23 protein-coding genes are annotated in these 22,972 nt (G+C 64.4%); 8 read left to right on the top strand and 15 right to left on the bottom strand.

Annotated elements, in window-relative coordinates; all coding sequences use genetic code 11:
• Window positions 1–145 precede the first annotated feature (145 nt).
• From GA566_RS04390 to GA566_RS04355, 8 genes are all read right to left on the bottom strand, one after another.
• Window positions 146–1,441 (bottom strand): branched-chain amino acid ABC transporter substrate-binding protein, encoded by a 1,296-nt coding sequence (locus tag GA566_RS04390; RefSeq protein WP_160473216.1) that lies wholly within the window; start codon window positions 1,439–1,441, stop codon window positions 146–148.
• A 233-nt stretch (window positions 1,442–1,674) separates the two neighbouring features.
• A complete protein-coding gene (locus GA566_RS04385) occupies window positions 1,675–3,216 on the bottom strand; it encodes a 2-isopropylmalate synthase (RefSeq protein WP_160471762.1) in 1,542 nt (513 codons plus the stop codon).
• A 311-nt stretch (window positions 3,217–3,527) separates the two neighbouring features.
• A complete protein-coding gene (gene lysM / locus GA566_RS04380) occupies window positions 3,528–4,031 on the bottom strand; it encodes a peptidoglycan-binding protein LysM (protein WP_137923007.1) in 504 nt (167 codons plus the stop codon).
• Window positions 4,032–4,124: 93 nt separating this feature from the next.
• On the bottom strand, window positions 4,125–5,039 hold the full coding sequence (gene pssA / locus GA566_RS04375; RefSeq protein ID WP_137923006.1) for a CDP-diacylglycerol--serine O-phosphatidyltransferase: 915 nt from the start codon (window positions 5,037–5,039) through the stop codon (window positions 4,125–4,127).
• A 34-nt stretch (window positions 5,040–5,073) separates the two neighbouring features.
• Entirely contained in the window at window positions 5,074–5,727 is a 654-nt protein-coding gene (locus GA566_RS04370; protein ID WP_137923005.1) for a phosphatidylserine decarboxylase, read from the bottom strand.
• A gap of 273 nt (window positions 5,728–6,000) precedes the next feature.
• Complete coding sequence (ilvC, locus tag GA566_RS04365; RefSeq protein ID WP_160471760.1) at window positions 6,001–7,017, bottom strand: ketol-acid reductoisomerase; 1,017 nt, start codon at window positions 7,015–7,017, stop codon at window positions 6,001–6,003.
• A gap of 134 nt (window positions 7,018–7,151) precedes the next feature.
• Window positions 7,152–7,643, bottom strand: a complete 492-nt coding sequence (gene ilvN, locus GA566_RS04360; RefSeq protein ID WP_137923003.1) for an acetolactate synthase small subunit — start codon at window positions 7,641–7,643, stop codon at window positions 7,152–7,154.
• Window positions 7,643–9,406: an acetolactate synthase 3 catalytic subunit gene (locus GA566_RS04355; protein WP_137923002.1), complete on the bottom strand. Its 1,764-nt coding sequence runs from the start codon at window positions 9,404–9,406 to the stop codon at window positions 7,643–7,645. The genes ilvN and GA566_RS04355 overlap by 1 nt, the downstream gene beginning before the upstream one ends.
• Before the next feature lie 377 nt (window positions 9,407–9,783).
• Here GA566_RS04355 and GA566_RS04350 point away from each other — a divergent pair, with 377 nt between their 5' ends.
• The 8 genes from GA566_RS04350 (at window position 9,784) to GA566_RS04315 (ending at window position 15,986) form a co-directional block, all read left to right on the top strand.
• Window positions 9,784–10,350, top strand: coding sequence for an RNA polymerase sigma factor (locus GA566_RS04350; protein WP_160471758.1), 567 nt, complete (start codon window positions 9,784–9,786; stop codon window positions 10,348–10,350).
• A complete protein-coding gene (locus tag GA566_RS04345) occupies window positions 10,347–10,790 on the top strand; it encodes a DUF3619 family protein (protein ID WP_160471756.1) in 444 nt (147 codons plus the stop codon). Before GA566_RS04350 ends, GA566_RS04345 begins: the two co-directional genes overlap by 4 nt.
• Before the next feature lie 10 nt (window positions 10,791–10,800).
• Complete coding sequence (locus tag GA566_RS04340; RefSeq protein ID WP_370459265.1) at window positions 10,801–11,574, top strand: DUF3106 domain-containing protein; 774 nt, start codon at window positions 10,801–10,803, stop codon at window positions 11,572–11,574.
• 125 nt (window positions 11,575–11,699) lie between these two features.
• Window positions 11,700–12,239 (top strand): RDD family protein, encoded by a 540-nt coding sequence (locus GA566_RS04335; protein WP_137922998.1) that lies wholly within the window; start codon window positions 11,700–11,702, stop codon window positions 12,237–12,239.
• Window positions 12,236–13,228 carry an alpha/beta fold hydrolase gene (locus GA566_RS04330; RefSeq protein ID WP_160471755.1) on the top strand — a complete coding sequence of 331 codons (993 nt, stop codon included), beginning with the start codon at window positions 12,236–12,238 and terminating at the stop codon, window positions 13,226–13,228. Before GA566_RS04335 ends, GA566_RS04330 begins: the two co-directional genes overlap by 4 nt.
• A 50-nt stretch (window positions 13,229–13,278) precedes the next feature.
• Window positions 13,279–14,337, top strand: coding sequence for a UDP-2,3-diacylglucosamine diphosphatase (locus GA566_RS04325; protein WP_137922996.1), 1,059 nt, complete (start codon window positions 13,279–13,281; stop codon window positions 14,335–14,337).
• A 106-nt stretch (window positions 14,338–14,443) separates the two neighbouring features.
• Window positions 14,444–15,562, top strand: coding sequence for a glycosyltransferase family 1 protein (locus GA566_RS04320; protein ID WP_137922995.1), 1,119 nt, complete (start codon window positions 14,444–14,446; stop codon window positions 15,560–15,562).
• A complete protein-coding gene (locus GA566_RS04315; protein ID WP_137922994.1) occupies window positions 15,489–15,986 on the top strand; it encodes a diacylglycerol kinase in 498 nt (165 codons plus the stop codon). The genes GA566_RS04320 and GA566_RS04315 overlap by 74 nt, the downstream gene beginning before the upstream one ends.
• Window positions 15,987–16,013: 27 nt before the next feature.
• On the opposite strand, the gene GA566_RS04310 is transcribed toward GA566_RS04315, so the two are convergent.
• The 7 genes from GA566_RS04310 to GA566_RS04280 all read right to left on the bottom strand — a co-directional run bounded on the left by GA566_RS04310 (window position 16,014) and on the right by GA566_RS04280 (window position 22,760).
• Window positions 16,014–16,598, bottom strand: a complete 585-nt coding sequence (locus tag GA566_RS04310; RefSeq protein WP_137923072.1) for a TIGR00730 family Rossman fold protein — start codon at window positions 16,596–16,598, stop codon at window positions 16,014–16,016.
• Between the two features lie 11 nt (window positions 16,599–16,609).
• Window positions 16,610–17,320: a TetR/AcrR family transcriptional regulator gene (locus GA566_RS04305; RefSeq protein ID WP_160471753.1), complete on the bottom strand. Its 711-nt coding sequence runs from the start codon at window positions 17,318–17,320 to the stop codon at window positions 16,610–16,612.
• 100 nt (window positions 17,321–17,420) lie between these two features.
• Entirely contained in the window at window positions 17,421–18,029 is a 609-nt protein-coding gene (locus GA566_RS04300) for a DUF924 family protein (RefSeq protein WP_160471751.1), read from the bottom strand.
• Window positions 18,016–18,441, bottom strand: a complete 426-nt coding sequence (locus GA566_RS04295; protein ID WP_160471750.1) for a group II truncated hemoglobin — start codon at window positions 18,439–18,441, stop codon at window positions 18,016–18,018. Before GA566_RS04295 ends, GA566_RS04300 begins: the two co-directional genes overlap by 14 nt.
• A gap of 7 nt (window positions 18,442–18,448) precedes the next feature.
• Window positions 18,449–21,019, bottom strand: a complete 2,571-nt coding sequence (locus GA566_RS04290) for an ABC transporter permease (protein ID WP_137922991.1) — start codon at window positions 21,017–21,019, stop codon at window positions 18,449–18,451.
• Between the two features lie 54 nt (window positions 21,020–21,073).
• Window positions 21,074–21,688: a DUF4126 domain-containing protein gene (locus GA566_RS04285; RefSeq protein ID WP_160471748.1), complete on the bottom strand. Its 615-nt coding sequence runs from the start codon at window positions 21,686–21,688 to the stop codon at window positions 21,074–21,076.
• Between the two features lie 115 nt (window positions 21,689–21,803).
• On the bottom strand, window positions 21,804–22,760 hold the full coding sequence (locus GA566_RS04280) for a LysR substrate-binding domain-containing protein (protein WP_160471746.1): 957 nt from the start codon (window positions 22,758–22,760) through the stop codon (window positions 21,804–21,806).
• Window positions 22,761–22,972 lie beyond the last annotated feature (212 nt).

Here is a 22,972-nt window from a genome sequence, read left to right as displayed (position 1 = left end):
TGCAGCGCGGGATGCGCCACTTGCGTCGTGCCTTGTAAAAACTTGGCAACCGCCGCCCTGCCCCCGCACATGGCCGGGATCGAACGACAGCCGCGCATTATAGCTGAAAACCGCGAGCCGGCGACATCCAATGTGCCGGGGCCTGTCAGCGGGCCGGCGGGCGCTCCATGCGGCACGTGGTCGGCAGCGTGGTCTGCGCCGATTTGAGCCGCTTCACCGTGCGGAATCCATAGCCCGAGCCTTCGTTGTCGAACCGCACCTCGCCGCCCTGCTTCGCCATGACGGACACGTAGAGCGGTTGCAGCACCTGATGGTCGTCGGCGCGGATCGTCGCCTCATGGAAGCCGTTGGTGAAACGCATGTTCTCCAGCGCATATGCCACGGCCACGGCATCGGTGGTGCCGGCCTGCTCGATGGCGCGCGCCAGCATCTCCACCATCATCTGCATCCGCAGATGCACGTAGTCGTCGCGCGGATCGGGATAGCGCTTATGGAAAGACTGGTAGAACGCATCGGACGCGGCACCACCCACGTTCGGGTGCCACTCGGCCACGGCCAGCACGCGGCCCACGCCGGCATCGCCCATGGCCGCAGGCGCGCCGAGGCCGTTGCCATAGAACGTGTAGAAGCGCACACTCAGGCCGCCTTCGCGTGCGGCCTTCACCATCAACGTCAGGTCGTTGCCCCAATTGCCCGTGATGACCGCGTCGGCGCCGCTGGCCTTGATCTTGGCGATATACGGCGCGAAGTCCTTGATCTTGCCGATCGGGTGGAATTCATCGCCCACGATCTGGATGTCCGGGCGCTTGGCCGCCAGCATCTCGCGCGCCGAGCGCGCTACCTGATGGCCGAAGCTGTAATCCTGATCGATCAGATAAATCTTGCGCACCGCATGCTCGGTACGAATGGTATCGGTCAGCGCCTGCATGCGCATGTCTGCGCTGGCGTCGAACCGGAAGTGCCAGAAGCTGCAGTTCTCGTTGGTGAGCGAGGGATCGACGGCGGAATAGTTCAGGAACAGCACCCGCGCATCGGGCTGGCGCTGATTGTGGCGGTTGATCGCCGAGACCAGTGCGCCGGCCACGGCCGAGCTGTTTCCCTGCAAGACGAACGGAATACGCTTGTCCACGAGACTGCGGAACTGGATCAGGCTTTCATCGACGTTTCCCTTGCTGTCGAATGTCACCAGTTCCAGCGGATGACGGCCATCGGGTAGCTTCACGCCACCCTTTTCGTTGATACGCTCGATGGCCAGCCGCAGGTTGCGCACCACGGCTTCGCCGGCGTTGGCAAACGAGCCGGACAGGCCATCGATCATCCCGAGCTGGATCGGTTTGCCCTGGCTCCCCGACGCAGGCACCTGCGCGTGAACACCCGCCGCCAGGCAGATGAGCGCTGCCCCAACCCAGGCACCCAGCCCGCGCTTCCCAAATCCGACCATCGACATACTCGCCATACTCCAGTGTTGCCGTGCAATCCCCAACCAAGACGCGCGATGTTACGGCAGTTGGCACCGATGCCGCAACGACACGGAAATCGACGAATTCCTATGTGATTGCGAGAGTTTGCGAGACTTAAAACGGAAAAACCGCCCTGCCACGCTCGATAAGCGCCGGGGGCGGTCCATGATGGACGGGCTTTCTGGGCCCGGCCATCCCATCGCAAGATTCCGAATCAGATCTGCGGATTGATCTTCTGCACAGCCTTGTCGTGCAGCTTGTTCAGTGCAGCCAGGTAAGCCTTGGCCGACGCCGCCACGATATCGGGGTCGGTGCCCACGCCGTTGACGATGCGGCCCGCCTTCGACAGTCGCACCGTGACTTCGCCCTGTGCTTGCGTACCGGCGGTGATGGCGTTCACCGAGTACAGCACGAGTTCTGCGCCGCTGCCGACCTTGCCTTCGATCGCATGCAGCGTGGCATCCACCGGACCATTGCCCTCGGCCTCGCCAACCTGCTCGGTGCCATCGGCGTTGAACACCACGCGGGCATGCGGACGCTCGCCGGTTTCCGAGCGCTGCGACAGCGACACGAAGCGGTAGTGCTCGTTGGCATGCTCCTGCTCTTCGTCGGACACGATGGCCATGATGTCTTCGTCGAAGATCTCGGCCTTCTGGTCCGCCAGTTCCTTGAAGCGCGTGAACGCGGCATTGATCTCGGCTTCGCTTTCCAGTTGGATACCGAGTTCGTTCAGGCGCTGCTTGAACGCGTTGCGGCCCGACAGCTTGCCCAGCACGATCTTGTTGGCGGTCCAGCCCACGTCCTCGGCGCGCATGATTTCGTAGGTATCGCGCGCCTTGAGCACGCCATCCTGGTGAATGCCGGATGCGTGTGCAAACGCGTTGGCGCCTACCACAGCCTTGTTCGGCTGCACCACGAAGCCAGTGACCTGCGACACGAGCTTCGATGCCGGCACGATCTGCGTGGTGTCGATGCCAACATCCATGTTGAAGTAGTCGCGGCGCGTCTTGACGGCCATCACGACCTCTTCAAGGCTGGTATTGCCGGCGCGTTCGCCCAGGCCATTGATCGTGCACTCGATCTGGCGCGCACCGCCGAGCTTCACGGCAGCCAGCGAGTTGGCCACGGCCATGCCGAGGTCGTTATGGCAATGTACCGACCACACCGCCTTGTCCGAATTCGGAATGCGCTCGCGCACCGAGCGGATCAGTTCCGCATAGCCTTCCGGAACGGCGTAGCCCACGGTGTCCGGCAGATTGATCGTGGTGGCGCCTTCGGCGATCACACCTTCCAGCACACGGCACAGGAAATCCATGTCCGAGCGGCTGCCGTCTTCCGGCGAGAACTCGATGTCGTCGGTGAACTGGCGTGCGAAGCGCACGGCCAGGCGGGCCTGTTCGTACACCTGGTCCGGCGTCATGCGCAACTTCTTTTCCATGTGCAGCGCCGACGTGGCGATGAACGTATGGATTCGGAACGAGTTGGCCGGCTTCAATGCCTCGGCGGCACGGGCGATGTCCTTGTCGTTGGCGCGGGCCAACGAGCAGATCGTCGAGTCCTTGACGACCTGGGCGATCGAGCGGATCGCCTCGAAGTCGCCGTTGGAACTGGCAGCAAAGCCGGCCTCGATCACATCGACCTTCAGGCGTTCCAGCTGACGCGCAATGCGAATCTTTTCTTCGCGGGTCATGGATGCGCCGGGCGACTGCTCGCCATCGCGCAAGGTGGTGTCGAAAATGATGAGTTTGTCAGACATTTGTGGAGCTCCTGGGCTGTGCCTTATGTGCTGCTGTATCCGTACCACCGCGTGCCGCATTCCGTACACCGGGCATTCGGTCAGAATGCAAAACGCCCCGGCGTGCATCGATGCAGGCCGGGGCGTTTGAAAATCCTGGTGATTTCCGCGCTAGGGCGAACTGACGATCCCTTAGCGCGCGCGCGACCCGACCTGACGGCCTAGTAGGCCACCTAGAACGGTGCGAGCGATGAGGATCTGGCGCGAAATCATGTCGGCGACTATAGCCGGTTTGCAGCGAGCTTGCAACCAGCGCGTTAACCGAACCAGATTCACTTCGGCGGGATGCGCAACTTCTGGCCCGGGTAGATCTTGTCCGGATGCGACAGCATCGGCCTGTTCGCTTCGAAGATCTTGTTGTACTCGGCGCCATTCCCGTAGGCCGCCTGCGAGATCGCCCACAGCGTATCGCCCTTCACCACCGTGTGCCATTGCGACTCGGCCGTTTCCACGTTGACAGACATCTTGTCCTCCACTGACTCGACGCCCTCGACGTTACCCGCGCACAGAATGATCTTCTCGCGCGTGGCCTGGTCCGGCGCCACGCCAAACACGGTGACCTTGCCCTGCGATCCATCGACGGTCACCGTCAATCCAGTCGCACTCAGGCCCATCTGCGCGATATACGCCTCGATGGCGTCACCGGCTGCCCGATTGGCAGCTTCTGCCTTCTCGGCTGCACCGGGATCTGCCTTTGCCGCTTCCTGCGCCGCCTTGGCCTCGCCCTTGCCGAACAGCTTCTCGCCAGCTTCCTTGATGAAGTCAAACATGCCCATGACGTTCTCCTTGATGTGGAACTAGACTACGAACTAGTGAAACAGCCATCAAAACAAAAAAGGGCGCCCAAGAGCGCCCTTCATCGAAACAACTTAATCATCCTTGCCGACGTTGCCACCAACCCCTGCCGTCCGCGACTTGCGAACACCCCCGGGATCGCCATGGATCGAACGCCAGGCCCACAGGATATAGCCCGAGATCGCATACGCAACGAACAGCCCGAACAACGCCACGGGCGGGTCCGACGAGACCACCACGAACAGCACCAGCACGAGCACCATCATGCCGAACGGCACGCGAAACCGCACGTCGAGTGCCTTGCCGCTGTAGAACGGTGCGTTGGACACCATCGACAACCCGGCATACATCGTGATCGCGAACGCCGCCCATGGCATCCACAACTCCTTGACGGGCAGTTTGTTGTCGATCGCCAGCCAGACGAAACCCGCGATCAGCGCGGCAGCCGCCGGGCTCGGCAGTCCCTGGAAGAATCGCTTGTCGACCACGCCGATATTCGCATTGAAGCGCGCCAGGCGCAGCGCCGCGCAGGTGCAGTAGACGAAGGCCGCAATCCAGCCCCATTTACCCAGGTCATGCAGGATCCACTCGTACATGACCAGCGCCGGCGCCACGCCGAACGATGTCATGTCGGACAACGAATCGTACTGCTCGCCGAAGGCACTCTGGGTGTTCGTGATACGTGCCACGCGGCCGTCCATGCCGTCGAGCACCATGGCCGCGAAAATGGCGATGGCCGCCACGTCGAAGCGCATGTTCATCGCCTGCACGATGGCGAAGAATCCGGCGAACAGCGCCGCGGTAGTGAACGCGTTGGGCAACAGGTAGATGCCGCGCCGGCGCGGTCGCACGTACTCGATGTCGTGTTCGTCGTCGGCGTCCGCGTCGTAGCCTTCGGCCTCGTTGCGTAGCTGGTTATGGCGGAACGGACGCAGATGCGTCACGTTGCCGTTGCTGACGCGTTTGTTGCGTCGATTGAAGGCACCCATGCGAGGTCTCCTGTGCGGACGGGTCCGTGGCCGTTCAGGCCTGGACGTCCAGCTCGGCCAACACGGTCGAGGACGCCGACACCTTCTCGCCGATCGTCACGCGCGGGCGCGCATCCACGGGCAGGTACACGTCAACGCGCGAACCGAAACGGATGAAGCCGTAACGCTGGCCGCGCGACAGCGTATCGCCAACCTTCGTATAGCAGAGGATGCGGCGCGCCACTAGGCCGGCAACTTGCACCAGCGTGACGAGCTGGCCGTCGGCTGCGCGCCGAATGACCACGGCGTTGCGTTCGTTTTCGAGCGAAGCCTTGTCCAGATCGGCGTTCACGAACTTGCCCGGGAAATATTCGAGCTTCTCGACCTTGCCGTCGAGCGAGGCGCGATTCGAATGCACGTTGAATACGTTCATGAACACGCTGATCTTCAGCGCCTCGCGGCCAGCGTACGGATCCATGGTCTTCTCGACCACCACGATACGGCCATCGGCCGGCGCCAGGATCGCGTTGGGCGCCGAGGGAATCGGGCGCGGCGGGTCCCGGAAGAACTGCAGCACGAAGACCGTGATGATCCACAGCGGCAACGCCCACCAGAAACCCGCGCTGACCTGGACCAGCAGCGAGATGATGAATGCGCCGGCCAGGAATGGCCAGCCTTCACGGGCGATCAGCGGATGAGGATAGTTCATGCAAGCATTGTTCTGTTGGTCGCGCGGTTTTTGCAAACCCTGTCGACAGACCCGGTGCGGATTGCTGCACGCACGCGGAATCGGGCTGTCGATGCGAAATATAAGAAAGTTTCAGGCCAGCGCCTGAAAAAGTCCGACAAGGATAACAAAAAGCCGCCCGGTCTCCGCCGAAATGTCTCCCTGATATCAGGGGACTGGCGGCGAACCGGGCGGCTGAGGCGTTCCGCAAGGCACCCGGCCGTCCGGCCAGGGCCCGCTTTCTGCCTGTCCTGCTTAGTTCTTCGACTGGTCGACCAGCTTGTTCTTGGCGATCCACGGCATCATCGCGCGCAGCTTGCCACCCACTTCTTCGATCTGGTGCTCGGCCGTCAGGCGACGACGCGAGATCAGCGTCGGGGCGCCTGCCTTGTTTTCCAGCAGGAAGCTCTTGGCGTATTCGCCGGTCTGAATGTCCTTCAGGCACTGCTTCATGGCCTTCTTGGTCTCTTCGGTCACGACGCGCGGGCCGGTGACGTATTCGCCGTATTCGGCGTTGTTCGAGATCGAGTAGTTCATGTTGGCGATGCCGCCTTCGTAGATCAGGTCGACGATCAGCTTCAGTTCGTGCAGGCACTCGAAGTACGCCATTTCCGGCGCGTAGCCGGCTTCCACCAGCGTCTCGAAACCAGCCTTGATCAGCTCGACGGTGCCGCCGCACAGCACGGCCTGCTCGCCGAACAGGTCGGTTTCGGTTTCTTCGCGGAAGTTCGTCTCGATGATGCCGGCACGGCCGCCGCCGTTGGCGGTGGCGTACGACAGGGCGATGTCACGGGCAGCGCCGGACTTGTCCTGATGCACGGCGATCAGGTGCGGCACACCGCCGCCTTGCGCGTACGTCGAGCGCACCGTGTGGCCCGGGGCCTTCGGGGCGATCATGATCACGTCCAGGTCGGCACGCGGGATCACGGCACCGTAGTGCACGTTGAAGCCGTGGGCGAAGGCCAGTGCTGCGCCTTCCTTGGCGTTGTCGTGCACTTCGTTCTTGTACACGTCGGCGATCTGCTCGTCCGGCAGCAGGATCATGACCACGTCGGCGCCCTTCACTGCCTCGGCCACTTCCTTCACTTGCAGGCCAGCATTGACGGCCTTGTTCCACGACGCGCCGCTCTTGCGCAGACCGACCGTCACGTTGACGCCCGAATCCTTCAGGTTCAGTGCGTGGGCATGGCCTTGCGAGCCGTAGCCGATGATGGTGACGTTCTTGCCCTTGATGAGGGAGAGGTCAGCGTCCTTGTCGTAAAACACTTTCATGATGGTTCCTTCAATTTCTCAAATCTTCGTATTAGGTGGCGGCGGGACGCAACGGCTGTTCGATAACGTGGCGCCGCGCCGCTTCGGGATACTGCTGTCGGCTTGTGGCCGTGCTCTGTTGCCGGGGGCGCCGGTCAGACCTTCAGGATGCGCTCGCCACGGCCGATGCCGGACCCGCCCGTACGGACGGTTTCCAGGATCGCGGTGCGGTCGATGGCATCGAGGAACGCATCCAGCTTGCCGCCGTTACCGGTCAGCTCGATGGTGTACGTCTTTTCAGTCACATCGATGATGCGGCCACGGAAGATGTCGGCAGTGCGCTTCAATTCCTCGCGCTCCTTGCCCACGGCACGCACCTTGACGAGCATGAGCTCGCGTTCGATGTGCGCACCTTCGGTCAGGTCGACAACCTTGACCACTTCGACCAGCCGGTTCAGATGCTTCGTGATCTGTTCGATCACATCATCCGAGCCAGTGGTGACGATGGTCATCCGGGACAGCGACGCATCTTCGGTGGGCGCCACCGTCAGCGTCTCGATGTTATAGCCGCGTGCAGAGAACAGGCCCACCACGCGCGACAGCGCGCCGGGTTCGTTTTCCAGCAGGACCGAGATAATGTGTCGCATCACAGGTCCTCCACGCCAAGCAGCATTTCGGAGATACCCTTGCCGGCCTGGACCATCGGCCACACGTTTTCCGTGGGGTCCGTCTGGAAGTCCAGGAACACGGTGCGATCCTTGAGTCGGAAGGCTTCGCGCAGCGCCGGTTCGACGTCAGACGTCTTCTCGATACGCATGCCGATGTGGCCATAGGCCTCCGCCAGTTTCACGAAGTCCGGCAGCGCAGTCATGTAGGAATGCGAGTAACGGTTGTCGTACTCGATTTCCTGCCACTGGCGCACCATGCCGAGGTAGCCGTTGTTGAGCGAGCAGATCTTCACCGGGGTGTCGTACTGCAGGCAGGTCGACAGTTCCTGGATACACATCTGGATCGAGCCTTCACCGGTGATGGTGACCACTTCCTTGTCCGGAAACGCCTTCTTGATGCCCATGGCGTACGGCAGGCCCACGCCCATCGTGCCCAGGCCACCGGAGTTGATCCAGCGGCGCGGCTCGTTGAACTTGTAGAACTGTGCAGCCCACATCTGGTGCTGACCCACGTCCGAGCAGATGAATGCATCGCCCTTCGTCAGTTCCCAGATCTTTTCCACCACGTATTGCGGCTTGATGATCTCGGAATTGCGGTCGTACTTGAGGCAGTCCACCGAACGCCATTGCTCGATCTGGTCCCACCACTTCGCCAGCGCCTCGCGCTTCGGCTTGGCGTCGCTGGCCTTGATCTGGGCGATCAGTTCCTGCAGCACGTCCTTGACGTTGCCGACGATGGGAATATCCACCTTGACGCGCTTCGAGATCGACGACGGGTCGATGTCGATATGAATGATCTTGCGTGCCTGCGACGTGAAGTGCGCCGGGTTGCCGATCACGCGGTCATCGAAGCGTGCGCCGATGGCAATCAGCACATCGCAGTTCTGCATGGCCATGTTGGCTTCATACGTGCCGTGCATGCCGAGCATGCCGACGAACTGCTTGTGCGAACCCGGGAACGCGCCCAGGCCCATCAGCGTGTTGGTCACCGGGTGGCCCGTCAGGGCTGCCAGCTCGCGCAACTCTTCGCTGGCGTTGGCCAGTACCACGCCGCCGCCCGAGTAGATGTACGGTCGCTCGGCGCCTTGCAGCAGCGCCACGGCCTTGCGGATCTGGCCCGAGTGACCCTTGTTGACCGGGTTGTAGGACCGCATGTCCACGGCCTTCGGGTACTCGTAGTTGCAGGCGTTGCGCGACACGTCCTTCGGAATGTCGACGACCACGGGGCCGGGACGGCCGGTTGCGGCGATGAAGAACGCCTTCTTGATCGTCGCGGCCAGGTCGCGCACATCCTTCACGAGGAAGTTGTGCTTGACGATCGGACGCGTGATGCCGACGGTATCGCATTCCTGGAAGGCGTCCTGGCCAATGGCGTGGGTCGGCACGTTGCCGGTGATCACCACCATCGGGATCGAGTCCAGGTAAGCCGTGGCAATACCGGTCACGGCATTGGTCACGCCCGGACCCGAAGTCACCAGGGCAACGCCGACCTTGCCGGTCGCGCGGGCATAGCCGTCAGCGGCATGCACGGCGGCCTGCTCGTGGCGGACCAGGATGTGTTCGAATTTCGTTTGCTTGTGGAGCTCGTCGTAGATATAAAGCACTGCGCCGCCGGGGTAGCCCCAGACGTACTCGACGCCTTCTTCGGCAAGTGCATTGACGAGGATTTCCGCTCCGATCATTTCTCGGGCGGAGGATGAATTGCTATCTGCGTGGGAAGTTTCCGCGCTGTGCATGTTCATTTTCCTTTGCAATTTTCGGCAAAAAATTGTTTGGATGCTCTCTGCCGGGCTTGTGGCTCGGGTTCAAGCGGTGCGCGTCTGCATGAGAAGACCGCCTTATAAGCGGTCTGATGAGACAACCACTGATGTCGTGTGAACCGTCGATGATACTGCAAGGCTGCGACGCAATAAAAGAACTTTTTGCACTGCCGCACCAGCGCGGCGCATGAACGCCACACCGGCGCCCGCTGCGGAGGCAGCCTTCATGTCTGCACTTGAATACAGCAGTGGCCGAAACGACCTGTTTTTTGCTAGCATCGCAGACATCTTCGGAGTGCCATAGGACTTGGACGGCACATTCGACCCGGCATCCCCGCCCAACTGCTGTTTCTGCCTGCATGGCCACCGACAAGGAACTCTCCGATTTTCTCGCCAGTGTGGAGCGCCGCGCCTTCAAGCAGGCCGTATTCGCCGTGCGGGATGACGAAGCTGCACTGGACATCGTGCAGGACGCCATGATCAAGCTGGCGGAGAAGTACGCCGACAAAAGTGCCGCGGAACTGCCGCCCCTGTTCCAGCGCATCTTGCAGAACACCATCCACGACTGGTTCCGCCGCCAGAAGGTGCGCAATACCTGGGTGACCTTGTTCTCCAACCTTCGCGACGAGCGCGAAAGCGACGACAGCGACCTGCTGGAGACGCTCGAGGCCGAATCCGGCACCCAGATGTCCGAGAGCAGCGCCGACAAGGTGGAGCGCGCCCAGGTCATGCACATCATCGAACAGGAAATACAGCGACTCCCCACGCGTCAACGCGAGGCTTTCCTGATGCGTTACTGGGAGGATATGGACGTGGCCGAAACGGCAGCCGTGATGGGCTGCTCGGAGGGCAGCGTCAAGACGCACTGTTCCCGTGCAACTCACACACTGGCGCAAGCCTTGCGTGCGCGGGGGGTCCGACTATGAGCAGAAACGAACGAGATATTCACGAACGGCGCATTGCGCACCAGATCCGCCTGGCACTCGATGCCTCTGCGGATGCCGTGCCGCAAGACATTTCCGACCGGCTGGCCGCCGCGCGGCGGATAGCGCTGGCCGCCCGAAAGGCGGAGGCACCTGCCCATGCACCGCAACTGGCCATGCCGGGCGCGCCGCGCGGCTTCGCCTTCGAAGACGAGGGCGACACGCCCCTGCACCGTGCTGGCGCATGGATGCGCAAGCTTGCACTGGTCTGGACACTGGTGGCGCTGGGCGCGGGCCTGCTGGGTATCTATCGCTGGCAGGAACAGAAACGCGTCGAGGAACTGGCCGATGTGGACGCCGCGATGCTGCTCGACGACCTGCCGCCCTCGGCCTATGCCGACCAGGGATTCCACGTGTTCCTGAAGCGCGACCGCGACCAATAGGATGGCGCGCATGATTCTCCGGACCGCCGCGCTCCGTCGCCGGCTTGCCGCACTTTGCGTAGCAGGCACGGCGATGGCTGCACTTGGCATCGATGCCGTGGTCGACACCGCGCGTGCACAGGGGCCCGCCGCCAGCCAGCCTGCAGCGCGCCCCGTCGTCAATGCCCATCCGACGTGGGCCGAGCTGACCCCGTCGCACCAGAAGGTCCTTGCCCCGCTGCAACCACTCTGGGACACGATTCCCGAACTGAACCGCCGCAAATGGCAACGCATTGCGGACCTGTATCCCCGGCTCAAACCCGAGGAACAGGCCAGGCTGCAGGAGCGCATGACCGAATGGGTCAAGATGACACCGCAGCAGCGTCGCCTGGCGCGCGAGAACTACCAGATCACGCGTACCTTGCCGCAGGAGAAGAAGTCCGAGGCATGGGATCGCTACCAGCAGTTGCCTGACGACCAGAAGAAGAAGCTGGCCGCCGCCGAGAAAGTACCGGGCCGTCCTGGCGCGGTGAGTGCCCTGCCCTCCGGCAAGCGCCCGTTGCCGGAGTCGGCACGCGCATCGCAGCATCACGGCAGGAAGGCAGCGAGCACGCCCGAGGCCGCGCCCGCATCGGTGCCGGCCGCCGATGCGGTGGCCGCCGCGTCGGCGCCAGTGGCCCCGGCTCCCGTGTTGCCGGCATCGGCCGCCACGGCGGCCGTCGCACCGCCGCAGTCCGAAGGGCTTGCCCCGCCCGTCACGGGCGAGGCCTCCACTGACTTCAACCGGTCAGAACCGACGCGTTAACTTTCCGGTTGCCCGGCCAGGATTTCCGAACGGTTCCGCAGCACCGGCTAGCCGTACTGGCTTGCCGCGATTCCGCCATCCACGCACGCTTGGCATAATGGCCGCTTACCCTGCTGCCTAGCGCCATGCCTGCCGCCACTCCAACCGTGTCCCACCCCTCGCCCGCCGCCACGCCGCGTACACCGCCGGTGCGCCGCCGCCTGTTCTGCATGCTCTACGACGGCGTGCTGCTGTTCGGCGTCCTGATGGCCGCCAGCGCGCTATACGTGGCTGTCCAGCCCGCCCTGCATCGGATCGGCATCGATCACCCCTACGTGCGGCAGGCTTGGGTCTTTGCCGTGCTGGCGTTCTATTTCTCCTGGTTCTGGCAGCGCAGTGGTCAGACGCTGGCGATGCAGACATGGCGTATCCGCGTGGAAAACGCATCGGGTCTGCCGCCGCGCTGGCCGCAGGCATTGCTGCGCTTCGTACTGGCGTGGCTGTGGCTGCCGCCCGCCGCCGCCGTGGGCCACGCCCTCGGTCTGACCAAGGGGCCGTTCGTCGGTGCGCTGGCAGTGGGCCTGCTGATCTGGTTGTCGCTGGCGTGGCTCGATCCGCGACGCCAACTGCTGCATGACCGACTGGCTGGCACGCGCCTGATCGACCTTCGGCCGCAACAGCCGTGAGCCTCACGGCCGCCGCCCTGCGACGCGTTGCCGTGACCTTGCAGGTAGCTGCCATGGCCTCACTGGCCGCGTGGCTGATCCTCTCGGCCGGCTGGACCGTCCCTGTGGCCCTGGTGACAGCCGTCCTTGCCGTGCTCGCGGCATTCGGCCTCAGCATCGCCTTGGCATTCGCGGCCACGCTCGCTGGCGTAGGTATTGCACCGGAACAACGTCCCCCGCTTCCGACCGATGCGCCGCATTGCCAGCCGCTTGGCATCCCCGCGGCGATGCGCGGATATCTGACCGAGTACCGCGCAGTCTTCCGCATGTTCAACTGGCTGCAGCCGTTCCGCTCGCGCCTTGACTTTGCACAGCCGGCCCGCCCCCTGCCTGACGCACCGCACGTGCTGATGGTGCATGGATACGGCTGCAATCACGCGATCTGGCTGGACATGGCCCCCGCGCTCGCGGCGGCGGGATATCAATGTGAGGGCATCGACCTGACGCCCGTGCTGGGCGATATCGACGACTATGCGGCGCCGTTGCTGGCCCGCATGCGAGAGATGGCCGCACGTACGGGACATCCACCGCTGCTGGTCTGCCACAGCATGGGCGGACTCGCCGCGCGGGCCGCGCTGGTGCTGGCGGCGCGCGATGGTTCGACACCGCCCAGCACGGGCATCGTCACACTGGGCAGCCCTCACCATGGTTGCGCGCTGGCGCGCTTTGCCGGTGGCCGCAACGCCTGGCAGATGCGCTGGCAGAGTCCATGGCTGGCCGCGCTGGCTGCCGCCGAAACGCCCGCGATGCGCGCGCATATCGTTTCGGTCTTCAGCTGGCACGATTCGATTGCGGGTCCACCTGGCACCTCGTGGCTGGAAGGCGCTCACCATGTTGCGCTCGACGGCATCGGGCATGTTGCACTACTGCGCCATCCCCGTGCAATCGAAGCCACGCTCGCAGCACTGGCCCAATTGCGCGCGCAAAACGCCCCGGTCCAGCAAGCCTGATTTCCCCCGACGATTTCATGTGACATTCATGTTTCCGTCACGGCTCCGTCATGCCGCGCTGGCTCAATGCAGCCATCGCCGACACCGGGGCCGCCATGCAAGCCATCCGATCTACACGCGGTAGTGTTTCGCGGCTCGCGCAACGCCTGCGCGGCAAGCCCGACGTGGCACTCCCGATATCTGCCCAGATGTCCGCCGCCTTTGCGGCCTTCATGCCGCCGCCCGTAGACCTGCCTGCCGACACCCCCACCGCACACGCCGCGCTGCATCCGGGCGATAGCGCCGCCTGCCGCTCCACCGCCGACAACGAATCGCCGATGCATCGCTACCGGGCGATCTGGCTGTCCGACATCCACCTCGGCACGCCAGGCTGCCAGGCCACCTACCTGCTCGACTTCCTGAAGCACAACGACTCCGACGTGCTGTACCTCGTGGGTGACATCATCGACGGCTGGCAGTTGCGCCGAGGGTGGTACTGGCCGCAAAGCCACAACGACGTGGTGCAGAAGCTGCTGCGCAAGGCACGCAAGGGCACCGAGGTCATCTACGTGCCGGGCAACCACGACGAAGCCGCGCGCCAGTTCGACGGCATGGCGTTTGGCGATATCACCGTGCGCGAGGATACGGTCCACGTGACCGCCACCGGCAAGCGGCTCTGGGTGGTGCACGGCGACCTGTTCGACGGGGTGGTACAGCATGCCAAGTGGCTCGCCCATCTGGGTGACTCGCTCTACACGATGATCCTGGCGCTGAACCGGCACTTCAACCGCGTGCGCGCCCGGCTCGGCTTCGAGTACTGGTCGCTTTCGCAATACCTGAAGCATCAGGTCAAGAACGCGGTGAGCTACATCAACTCGTTCGAACACGCGATGGTGGACGAAGCGCGCCGACGCGGATGCGATGGCGTGGTCTGCGGCCACATCCACAAGGCCGAGATCCGCGAGGTGGACGGCCAGCTCTACTGCAACGACGGCGACTGGGTGGAAAGCCTCTCCGCACTGGTGGAGACCATGGAGGGCGAGCTGAAGATCATCTACTGGACAACGCTGATCGATCCGCCCGAGCCGGTCAGCCGTCGTCGCCGCCGCAGCGCAACAGTCGCCGCCTGAGCGGCATCCCTTCCGTGGTACCGCTGCGATGGCCAACGTGCGCAGCGATACCACGCACCCCACGCATCCCCAACATCCGGCCTGAACCGCCGCAAGGAGTCTCCCGATGAGAGTCATGATCGTCACCGATGCCTGGGAACCGCAGGTCAACGGCGTGGTGCGCACCCTGAAGTCCACGCGTCGCGAACTCGAGGCCATGGGCCACACGGTCGACCTGCTCACGCCGCTGGAATTCCGCACGGTGCCCTGCCCCACCTATCCCGAAATCCGCCTCTCGATCCTGCCATCGGGCCGGGTGCGCCAACGCATCGAACAATTTCGCCCCGAGGCGCTCCACATCGCCACGGAAGGCCCGCTCGGCCTGGCGGCGCGCGCGTATGCGATGAAGCACCGCCTGCCATTCACCACGGCCTACCACACACGCTTTCCGGAATATGTGCAGGCACGCTTCGGCATTCCGCTGGCCTGGACCTACCGCTTCCTGCGCTGGTTCCATGGTCCGGCGCGCGCGGTCATGGCACCCACGCCGGTCGTGCTTGACGACCTGCAGCACTACGGCATCACCAACGGTGTGCTGTGGACACGCGGCGTGGATCTCGATGTCTTTACCGCGCAGCGAGCAAACGTTTTAAACACGGCGCATCCGATCTTCCTCTACGTGGGTCGCGTGGCAGTGGAGAAGAACGTCGAGGCCTTCCTGCAACTCGACCTCCCCGGCTCCAAATGGGTCGTGGGGGATGGGCCGGCCCTGGCGGCACTGAAGTCGCGGTATCCGTCTGCAAACTATCTGGGCGTGCTCAAACAGCCAGAACTGGCAAAGGTGTATGCTTCCGCAGATATTTTCGTGTTCCCAAGCCGGACCGATACGTTTGGGTTGGTTCTACTCGAAGCGCTGGCCAGCGGCCTGCCCGTGGCGGCTTATCCGGTGACGGGGCCGATCGACGTGCTCGGCGACAGCCCGGCTGGCGTCATGCACGAAGACCTGCGGGAAGCCTGCCTGGAAGCCCTGCGCATCGACCGCGCAACGGCCCGCGCGCATGCCGAGAAATTCTCCTGGCGCGCGGCATCCGAGCAGTTCCTCGCGCACCTGCGTCCGCTGGCACCCCAGGCGGGCGGCACCGACAACCCGGTACAACCCGTCGCACCCGATCATGGCCAAGTCTCACCCCACGCAACCGCGAGATCCGTCGCTGCCTCGGCCGACCACCGCCCGAACGGCGGCTGAAGTGGACGCCGACTACTCCGTAGAAAAGAATCCCCACAAGGGCAATCGCGGCTTGAGCCGGGCGTGGCATGCGGGTATCAACTCGCTGTCGGGCCTGCGCTTCGCCGTGCTGGAAGAAAGTGCGTTTCGCCAGGAACTGACGCTGGTGGTCATCCTGGCGCCGTGCGCGTTTTTGCTGCCGGTATCGATCGTGGAGCGCGTGCTGCTGCTCGGCACGCTGCTGCTGGTACTGATCGTGGAACTGCTGAACTCCAGCGTAGAGGCAGCCATCGACCGGATCTCGCTGGAGCGCCACAGTCTATCGAAACGCGCCAAGGATTTCGGCAGTGCGGCGGTGATGCTGGCGCTGGTGCTGTGTGGCGGGACGTGGCTGGCGATTGGCGGGCCACACCTGGTGCACTGGGTGGGAGCGCTGCTGAAATAGGATCAGCAGCGCCGCATCAGGGCGCCGTCAGGTTTTCTCGCGCCCCGCCTGCCATTTGTCGACGTGTACGCGCGGCGCCGCCGCGAGCTTGCCGATCAGGTCTTCGGCGCGATCCGATACATGCAGCATGTCGGCGTGTACCTGTTTCAGGAATCCCTCGCCCACGGCGTGGTTCAGGAAGGCCAGCATCCCATCGTAGAAACCCGCCACGTTGAGGAGCCCCACGGGCTTGTCGTGATAGCCGAGCTGGGCCCACGTAAAGGTCTCGAACAGTTCCTCGAAGGTACCGACTCCCCCCGGCATGGCGATGAAGGCATCGGAGCGGTCGGCCATCATCTGCTTGCGCTCGTGCATATTGCGCACGACGTGCAGTTCGGTCAGGCCGCGATGGCCCACCTCTTTCTGCATCAGCGCATCGGGGATCACGCCGATGGCCGTACCGCCGTGTGCCATCACGCTATCCGCCACGATCCCCATCAGGCCGACCTTGCCACCGCCGTAGACCAGTGCCAGACCTTGCTCGGCCATGCGCTGGCCCAGCGTTCGGGCGGCCTCGGCATACTCCGGCCGGAATCCCGGGCTGGAGCCGCAATAGACGCAGATCGATGTCATCGTGCTCGTGCTCACTTGCGCTCCTTGTCGGCACGGGCCTTGTCGTCAGCGGCCTTCTGCGTGGCGTAGTCGCGCGCCAACTGGTCGAACGCCTCGCGCGCCTTGCCGCGCAGGTAGGGCGCGAGGATCGAGAAGATGTGATAGCTGGAGCCGTGCAGATAGCCGCGAATCTGTTCGGGATCGTTGTACTGGCGCGGGTGCTGCACGAACTGGAAAGACAGCCAGTACGTGGCGATCACGACGATATTGGTGCAGACCGCATCCACCTGTTCCGGCGTGGCATCCATGTCGCCGTCTTCCTGGAACTGGCGGCAGATCTCCAGCGCGAAGCGCTTCTTCTGCTCGACGATGCGCTTGAAGTTGGTTTCCAGCATCCGGTTGCGCGCCAGCAGGTCGTTGATGTCGCGGTACAGGAAGCGGTAATTCCACAGGAACTCGGACATGTACTGCAGGTAGTCCCAGCTCTCGCCCAGCGTAGCCTTGTGGTCCTCCGGCATCTTCAGGCGGCGCTCCATCTCCTGCTCGAAGCGCACGAAGATGGAATTGATGATGTCGTCCTTGTTGCGGAAGTGATAGTAGAGGTTGCCGGGACTGATCTCCATGGCCTCCGCGATCGTCGTGGTGGTGACGTTCGGCTCGCCCAGTTCGTTGAACAGGCGCAGCGAAACATCGAGAATGCGGTCCCGGGTACGACGCGGGCCAGTTTGCGGCTTGGCTTCCATGGATATCTGGACAGAACTTCGATCGGCAGGATTGGGATTATAAGCACAGCGGCCCACCCGCCCCGATTGGGCGGCGCCAAAGGCACGCGGCACTGCGCAGCTAGAAACGCGACCCCGGTTGCTTCAGGAAAGCCGCTTCCTCTTCCGAGGTTGCACGCCCGACCACCGCGTTGCGGTGCGGGAACCGCCCGAAACGGGCGACGAAGTCCCGATGCTTCTCGGCCCACTCCACCACATCGACGGCACCCGCCGTGTCCTCCCGCAGTGCCGTAAATTCCCGTACCGAGATGTTCTGCTGCGCCATGTCCTCTGCATGCTCGAACGGCAGATAGCAGAACATGCGGTGCCATGGCGTGGGCATTTGCCGATCCCGGCCATCGGCCAGCAGGCGTTGCGCCAAGGCCAGCGCCTGACCGTCCGTGGCAAAGCTGCTCGGCTCGCCACGGAACATGTTGCGCGGGAACTGGTCGAGCAGCACGATCCGCGCGCAAGCGCCGGCCGGGGTCACAGACCAGTCATCCGGGGCGCCGTCATGCGCGGCCTGCCAGTCGGCAAGAAACCTTGTGCGGATTTCCGCATCGAACGCATCGGACTTGATGAACCACTCGCGCCGCGTCTGGTTCCACACATTGGAGCCGGGCAAGCCGAACCAGAAATCGAGGACGGCTTGCGCGGCGGCGGGAATCCTCGACGTTTCAGCGCTGGACATTGCGCATCCAGTCGGCCGTCTGGAACAGCGCCTGCATCAACCGCATCTGCAGCGTCTCGGGCACGTTGACATCCTGCATCGCCAGCGCCATGCAGCGCATCCACTGGTCGCGCTCGCTCGTGCCGATCTCGAAGGGTAGATGGCGTGCGCGCAGCTTCGGATGGCCAAAGCGGTCGATGAAGTAGTTCGGGCCGCCCAGCCAGCCGCACAGGAACCAGAACAGCTTGTCGCGCGAACCGTCGAGCGTCGGCGGATGCAGCGCCCGCAGGCCGGCGAACTCCGTCTCCAGGTCCATCAGGTCGTAGAAACGGTCCACGAGTTCGCGCACGCGCGCCTCGCCGCCCAGCAGTTCGTAGGCGGTGATTTCCTCGCGCTGTTCGTTGTTGTCGTTGTTGGTGGTGTCGTCACTCATGGCTGGCTCAATTCACATCGCGCAGCGTGGCCAGTGCCGGTTGGCGCAGCACCTCGCGCAAACCCAGCCAGCCGCCCGCAAAAGCGCACAGCATGCCAGAAACCACGCCCACGGGCAGAATCCACGCGTTGAAACGGTAGGGGAAGTCGAACACGAACTGGGACAGGCCCCAGCCCACGGCGACGGCGCCCAGGCTGGCCAGCAGCCCGGCCAGGCCGCCCACAACGAGAAACTCCGCGTACTGGGTCTGCCGCACCATCGCCGCGGACGCGCCCAGCGCCTTGAGCAGGCCCGCGTCGCGCTTGCGTTCGTCGCGCGCACCGGACAGTGCTGCGTACAGCACGGTGACACCGGCCAGCAGCGTGAAGATGAACAGGAACTCCACGGCGGCGATGACCTGATCGAGCACGCCCTGAACCTGACGCAGGATCAGGTCCGTATTGACCACAGTGATATTCGGAAAGGCCGCAGTGAGCTTGTTGCCGAGTGCCGCCTGGGCAGGCGGCAGATGGAACGCCGTGATGTACGTGGCTGGCATGTCATGCATCCGGGCCGTGGGCAGGATGACGAAGAAATTGACGCGCATCGAACCCCATTCGAGCTTGCGCAACGACGTGACCGGCGCTTCCACGGTCTGGCCCGCTATGTCGAAGCGCAGCGTATCGCCCAGCCGGATGTTCAGGGTCTTGGCGATGCCCTCTTCCACCGAGGCCCCACCATTGCCCTGACCCAGATCCCATTTACCCGCCACCACCTCGTTGCCTTCCGGCAGCGCGTCCATATACGAAAGATTGAACTCGCGCTCCACCAGTCTGCGCGCACGGTCCTCGCGATAGCTATCGGCCTGCACCGCGCGCTCGCCAATCTGGATCAGGCGGCCGCGCACCATCGGGAACAGCCTGTCGTCCACGCCGCTACTGGCCAGCATGTCGCGCAGCGGCTCGCGCTGGTCGGGCTGGATGTTGATGATGAAGCGGTTCGGCGCATCGGCCGGCGTGGCGTTGCGCCACGAATCGATCAGGTCGTTGCGCGTCATGCCGAGCAGCAGCAGCGCCATCAGTCCCACCGCCAGCGCCACCGTCTGCAGCACCGTTACCCCCCGGCGCCGCTCCAGCACGGCCAGCGCAAAGCGCCATCCCACGCTGCCGCGCGCCCGGCCACGCATGGCGCGCGAGAATGCCAGCAGCAGCACCAGCGCCAATACGGCGAACACCGCGCCCGCGCCCACGAAGCCGCCTGCCGTGGTGATGCCGAGTTTCACATCGCGCGCGGCCACCAGCAGCAGCGCCACGAAGGCGACCAGCCCCAGCGCATAGGCGATCCACGCCGAAACGGGCGGCGGACCGATGTCACGCCGCAAGACGCGCAGCGGCGCGACGCGCGTGAGCGCCAGCAGCGGCGGCAGCGCAAACCCCACCAACAGCACCAGCCCGGCCGCCATGCCGACAAGCGCCGGCACCAGCGAAGGATGCGGCAGCGAAACCTGCAGCACGCCGCCCAGCGACTTGAGCAGCCCATAGTGCGCGGCGTAACCAATCGCCACCCCGACCAGTGCACCGCCCAGTCCCAGTAGCAGGAACTCGATGCCGAACGCAGCCAGGATCTGTCGCCGCGACAGGCCCATGCACTTGTAGACCGCGCAGGCGTCGGTGTGGCGCTGCATGTACCGGCGCGCGGACATTGCGATGGCCACGGCGGCGATCATCGCCGACAACACCGCCACCAGCGACAGGAACCGCTCGGCGCGGTCCAGCGTGGCACGCATCTGCGGCTGACCCGATTCGAGCGATTCCACATGCATGTTGCGCAAATGCTTCTGCTCGATCTCGTCGGCGGCCCACTTCTGGTACGCCTGCCCTGCGGCATCGGGGCCCGCCACCAGCAGGCGGTATGTCACGCGGCTGCCCCAGCCGATCAGCCTGGTCGCTTCCAGATCGCTCATCGGGAAGATCACGCGTGGCGCAAAGTTCATGAAGCCGGCGCCCCGATCGAGTTCCTGCGTGATGATGCGTTCGATGCGGAACGTCTGGCTGCCCAGCTGGATGCTGTCGCCCATGCGCAGGTTCAGCGATCCCAGCAGCGCCTCGTCCACCCAGGCCGTGCCGGGGGCCGGGATGCCGTTCGCCGCCGCTTCGTCGCCGCCGGGTGCCTGCGCCAGCTTGAGGCCGCCGCGCAGCGGGTAGCCGTCGCTGACGGCCTTGAGCGCGGCCAGTTGGCTGGCGGCCTCCCCTCCTTCCGGTGCCCCGGCCGGACGCGCCGTGGCCATGCTAGGGAACGTCACGGTCTGCGCCACCTGCAATCCATCGCGCTTCGCCCGGTCGATAAAGGCCGTGTCGAAGGGTTGATCGGCGCTCAGGCGAACATCGGCACCGATCATTTGCCGCGCATCGCGCTCCAGCCCCAGCCGCATGCGGTCGGCCAGAAAACCCACGCTGGAGAGCGCCGCCACGGCCAGCACCAGCGCAAACAGCAGCAGCGTCAGTTCACCAGCCAGCCAGTCGCGGCGGGCCATGCGCAGGGCCTGGCGCCACGCGGAGAATCGGACGGGGGGATCGACGGAAACGGTCTCGGCTGGCATCGGCAGTTGGCTATCGGGAAATCTGTATTCAGGAAGTAAAAAGGGATATCGCAGTCACGGCCGGCGGGGCGGCCCCCCTGCGGAACCACGCCCCACACCGCGCAGCCCCGCGTGCAGCCGCTTGACCCCGCGCCAAAGCCTGGGCAGCAACCAGATGGCCACCAGCAGGAACACGCCCAGCAGCACGAAGAACACCACCGGCAGGAAGATCGCCAGCAGCAGGCCGCCTATCGTGCCCACATCTTCGGTGAATGAGGCCACCCAGTTGGAAAAAGGTTCGGGCGAGACATTGATCAGCGCCCGCGTACCGGCCTTGGTGGCATGGGCGGTGCCTGCCAGCGTACCGCCCACCAGGCCGGCCGCCACGGTCCATTGCGGGTCCATGTGGCCGAACGCGGCGGCAGCCAGGATGGCCCCGGCGGGAATACGGATGAATGTCTGGATGCCGTCCCAGGCGGTGTCGAAACCGGGCACCTTGTCCGCCACGAACTCGGTCACGGTCAGGATGGCGGCTACGCCGATCACCCACCACGATGCCAGCACCTGGAGTCCGGACGGGAGATCGAGCCAGCCAAGACGCGCCAGCACCCCGGCAGTCAGCACGGCCAGATAGAGACGGAAGCCGCTGGCCCAGGACATGCCGGCGGCCAGCGCGGCGGTTTCGAGCATGGGAGTCCTCGTTTGCAGCGCATTGGCGCAATGCGCTTCGAGGCAGTGTAATCCCGTCGCCGCCAGCCTGCGCCTTTGACGCGATTATGCCCCTATCGGCACTCCCCCACCCGATTCAGCCCTGGCTGGCGGGCACCGGTTCGAGGCGCGGCAATTGCGGCAGGTCGGACGCCACTTCGGCAATCATGCGACGCAGCCACATCACGTCCGGCGCGGCGTGGCAGCGCTCGTGCCAGAGCTGGTAGAAGCGCATGCGCGGGAACGACACCGGCGAAGGCACCATCCGGATGGGCAGGTACTGGGCATAGTGAGCGGCAAACTGGCGGCCCGTGGTGAACACCATGTCGGTTTTCATCAGCACGTAAGGCACCAGCCCGAAATACGGCAGCGTAACCTGGATATTGCGCTTGTAGCCCTGCTCGGCCAGCGCCTGGTCGATCATGCTGCGCTGCATCGACGCGTACGGCGCCGGGGCGAGGTGCGGCATTTCCAGGTAGTGCCGCAGCGTCAGCCCGTGGCGGGCCAGCGGGTGCTGGGCGCCGAGCATGCAGACCACTTCATCGTCGAACAGCGGCGAGATGTGCAGATGCTCGGGCGGCGACAGCCAGTTGCCCACCACGATGTCGAGATGGCCCTGCTCCAGCGCATCGAGAAAGTCCGCCGACTGCGTCATCGGATGGATGAACAGCTTGGCGCCCGGCGCCAGCCGGCGCACGCGTTCAACGATATTCGGCAGGAAGAAGGCGTCGAGGTAGTCCGGCGCGCCCAGGTGAAACGTGCGCGTCGTCGTGGCCGGATCGAACTGCTGCGGCGGACGCGCGATGCGGTCCATCGCCGCCAGACTCTGCTCGGCCAGCAGCAACAACTCGCGGCCTCGCTCGGTGGGCACCATGCCGCTCTTGCCGCGCACCAGGATGGCGTCGCCAGTAATTTCGCGCAGGCGCTTCAGCGTATTGCTGATGGCCGGCTGCGACTGGCCCAGCCGGACGGCGGTGCGGGTCACGCTCTGCTCGGTGAGCAGGGTGTGCAGTACCCGCAGCAGGTAAGTATCGAGATGGTCGCGTCCGTGCATGGCAGATGCCGCCACGCGCCTGCGCTCTCTCGGGCGGGGCGTGGCTGGCGTGGGGGAAGGGAACGGCGCATAGTGTATGACAGCCACCCCCGATGCGGTCAATTCGGACGCCCACAGCGCCCCAACTACGGGAAGACCCGGAGAAACGCCGCCAGGCCGCCATGGGGCTGGAGTTCCGGCGCAGGCGCGTCGCCTTGGGCGCGCCTTGATGG

This window comes from Cupriavidus sp. SW-Y-13, from assembly GCF_009793345.1.
In the GTDB taxonomy this organism is placed as follows: domain Bacteria; phylum Pseudomonadota; class Gammaproteobacteria; order Burkholderiales; family Burkholderiaceae; genus Cupriavidus.
Note: the sequence above shows the minus strand (reverse complement) of the source record. Positions and strands in the feature narration are given on the sequence as shown.

Coding starts and splice junctions, on each gene's coding strand:
- ilvN (WP_137923003.1), bottom strand. CDS start 7,643: ATGCGACACATTATCTCGGTCCTGCTGGAAAACGAACCCGGCGCGCTG.
- GA566_RS04390 (WP_160473216.1), bottom strand. CDS start 1,441: ATGGTCGGATTTGGGAAGCGCGGGCTGGGTGCCTGGGTTGGGGCAGCG.
- GA566_RS04315 (WP_137922994.1), top strand. CDS start 15,489: ATGGCCAAGTCTCACCCCACGCAACCGCGAGATCCGTCGCTGCCTCGG.
- GA566_RS04285 (WP_160471748.1), bottom strand. CDS start 21,688: ATGCTCGAAACCGCCGCGCTGGCCGCCGGCATGTCCTGGGCCAGCGGC.
- GA566_RS04305 (WP_160471753.1), bottom strand. CDS start 17,320: ATGGAAGCCAAGCCGCAAACTGGCCCGCGTCGTACCCGGGACCGCATT.
- GA566_RS04280 (WP_160471746.1), bottom strand. CDS start 22,760: ATGCACGGACGCGACCATCTCGATACTTACCTGCTGCGGGTACTGCAC.
- ilvC (WP_160471760.1), bottom strand. CDS start 7,017: ATGAAAGTGTTTTACGACAAGGACGCTGACCTCTCCCTCATCAAGGGC.
- GA566_RS04370 (WP_137923005.1), bottom strand. CDS start 5,727: ATGAACTATCCTCATCCGCTGATCGCCCGTGAAGGCTGGCCATTCCTG.
- GA566_RS04310 (WP_137923072.1), bottom strand. CDS start 16,598: ATGACATCGATCTGCGTCTATTGCGGCTCCAGCCCGGGATTCCGGCCG.
- pssA (WP_137923006.1), bottom strand. CDS start 5,039: ATGGGTGCCTTCAATCGACGCAACAAACGCGTCAGCAACGGCAACGTG.
- GA566_RS04320 (WP_137922995.1), top strand. CDS start 14,444: ATGAGAGTCATGATCGTCACCGATGCCTGGGAACCGCAGGTCAACGGC.
- GA566_RS04340 (WP_370459265.1), top strand. CDS start 10,801: ATGATTCTCCGGACCGCCGCGCTCCGTCGCCGGCTTGCCGCACTTTGC.
- GA566_RS04335 (WP_137922998.1), top strand. CDS start 11,700: ATGCCTGCCGCCACTCCAACCGTGTCCCACCCCTCGCCCGCCGCCACG.
- lysM (WP_137923007.1), bottom strand. CDS start 4,031: ATGGGCATGTTTGACTTCATCAAGGAAGCTGGCGAGAAGCTGTTCGGC.
- GA566_RS04355 (WP_137923002.1), bottom strand. CDS start 9,406: ATGAACATGCACAGCGCGGAAACTTCCCACGCAGATAGCAATTCATCC.
- GA566_RS04350 (WP_160471758.1), top strand. CDS start 9,784: ATGGCCACCGACAAGGAACTCTCCGATTTTCTCGCCAGTGTGGAGCGC.
- GA566_RS04385 (WP_160471762.1), bottom strand. CDS start 3,216: ATGTCTGACAAACTCATCATTTTCGACACCACCTTGCGCGATGGCGAG.
- GA566_RS04295 (WP_160471750.1), bottom strand. CDS start 18,441: ATGAGTGACGACACCACCAACAACGACAACAACGAACAGCGCGAGGAA.
- GA566_RS04325 (WP_137922996.1), top strand. CDS start 13,279: ATGCCGCGCTGGCTCAATGCAGCCATCGCCGACACCGGGGCCGCCATG.
- GA566_RS04290 (WP_137922991.1), bottom strand. CDS start 21,019: ATGCCAGCCGAGACCGTTTCCGTCGATCCCCCCGTCCGATTCTCCGCG.
- GA566_RS04345 (WP_160471756.1), top strand. CDS start 10,347: ATGAGCAGAAACGAACGAGATATTCACGAACGGCGCATTGCGCACCAG.
- GA566_RS04300 (WP_160471751.1), bottom strand. CDS start 18,029: ATGTCCAGCGCTGAAACGTCGAGGATTCCCGCCGCCGCGCAAGCCGTC.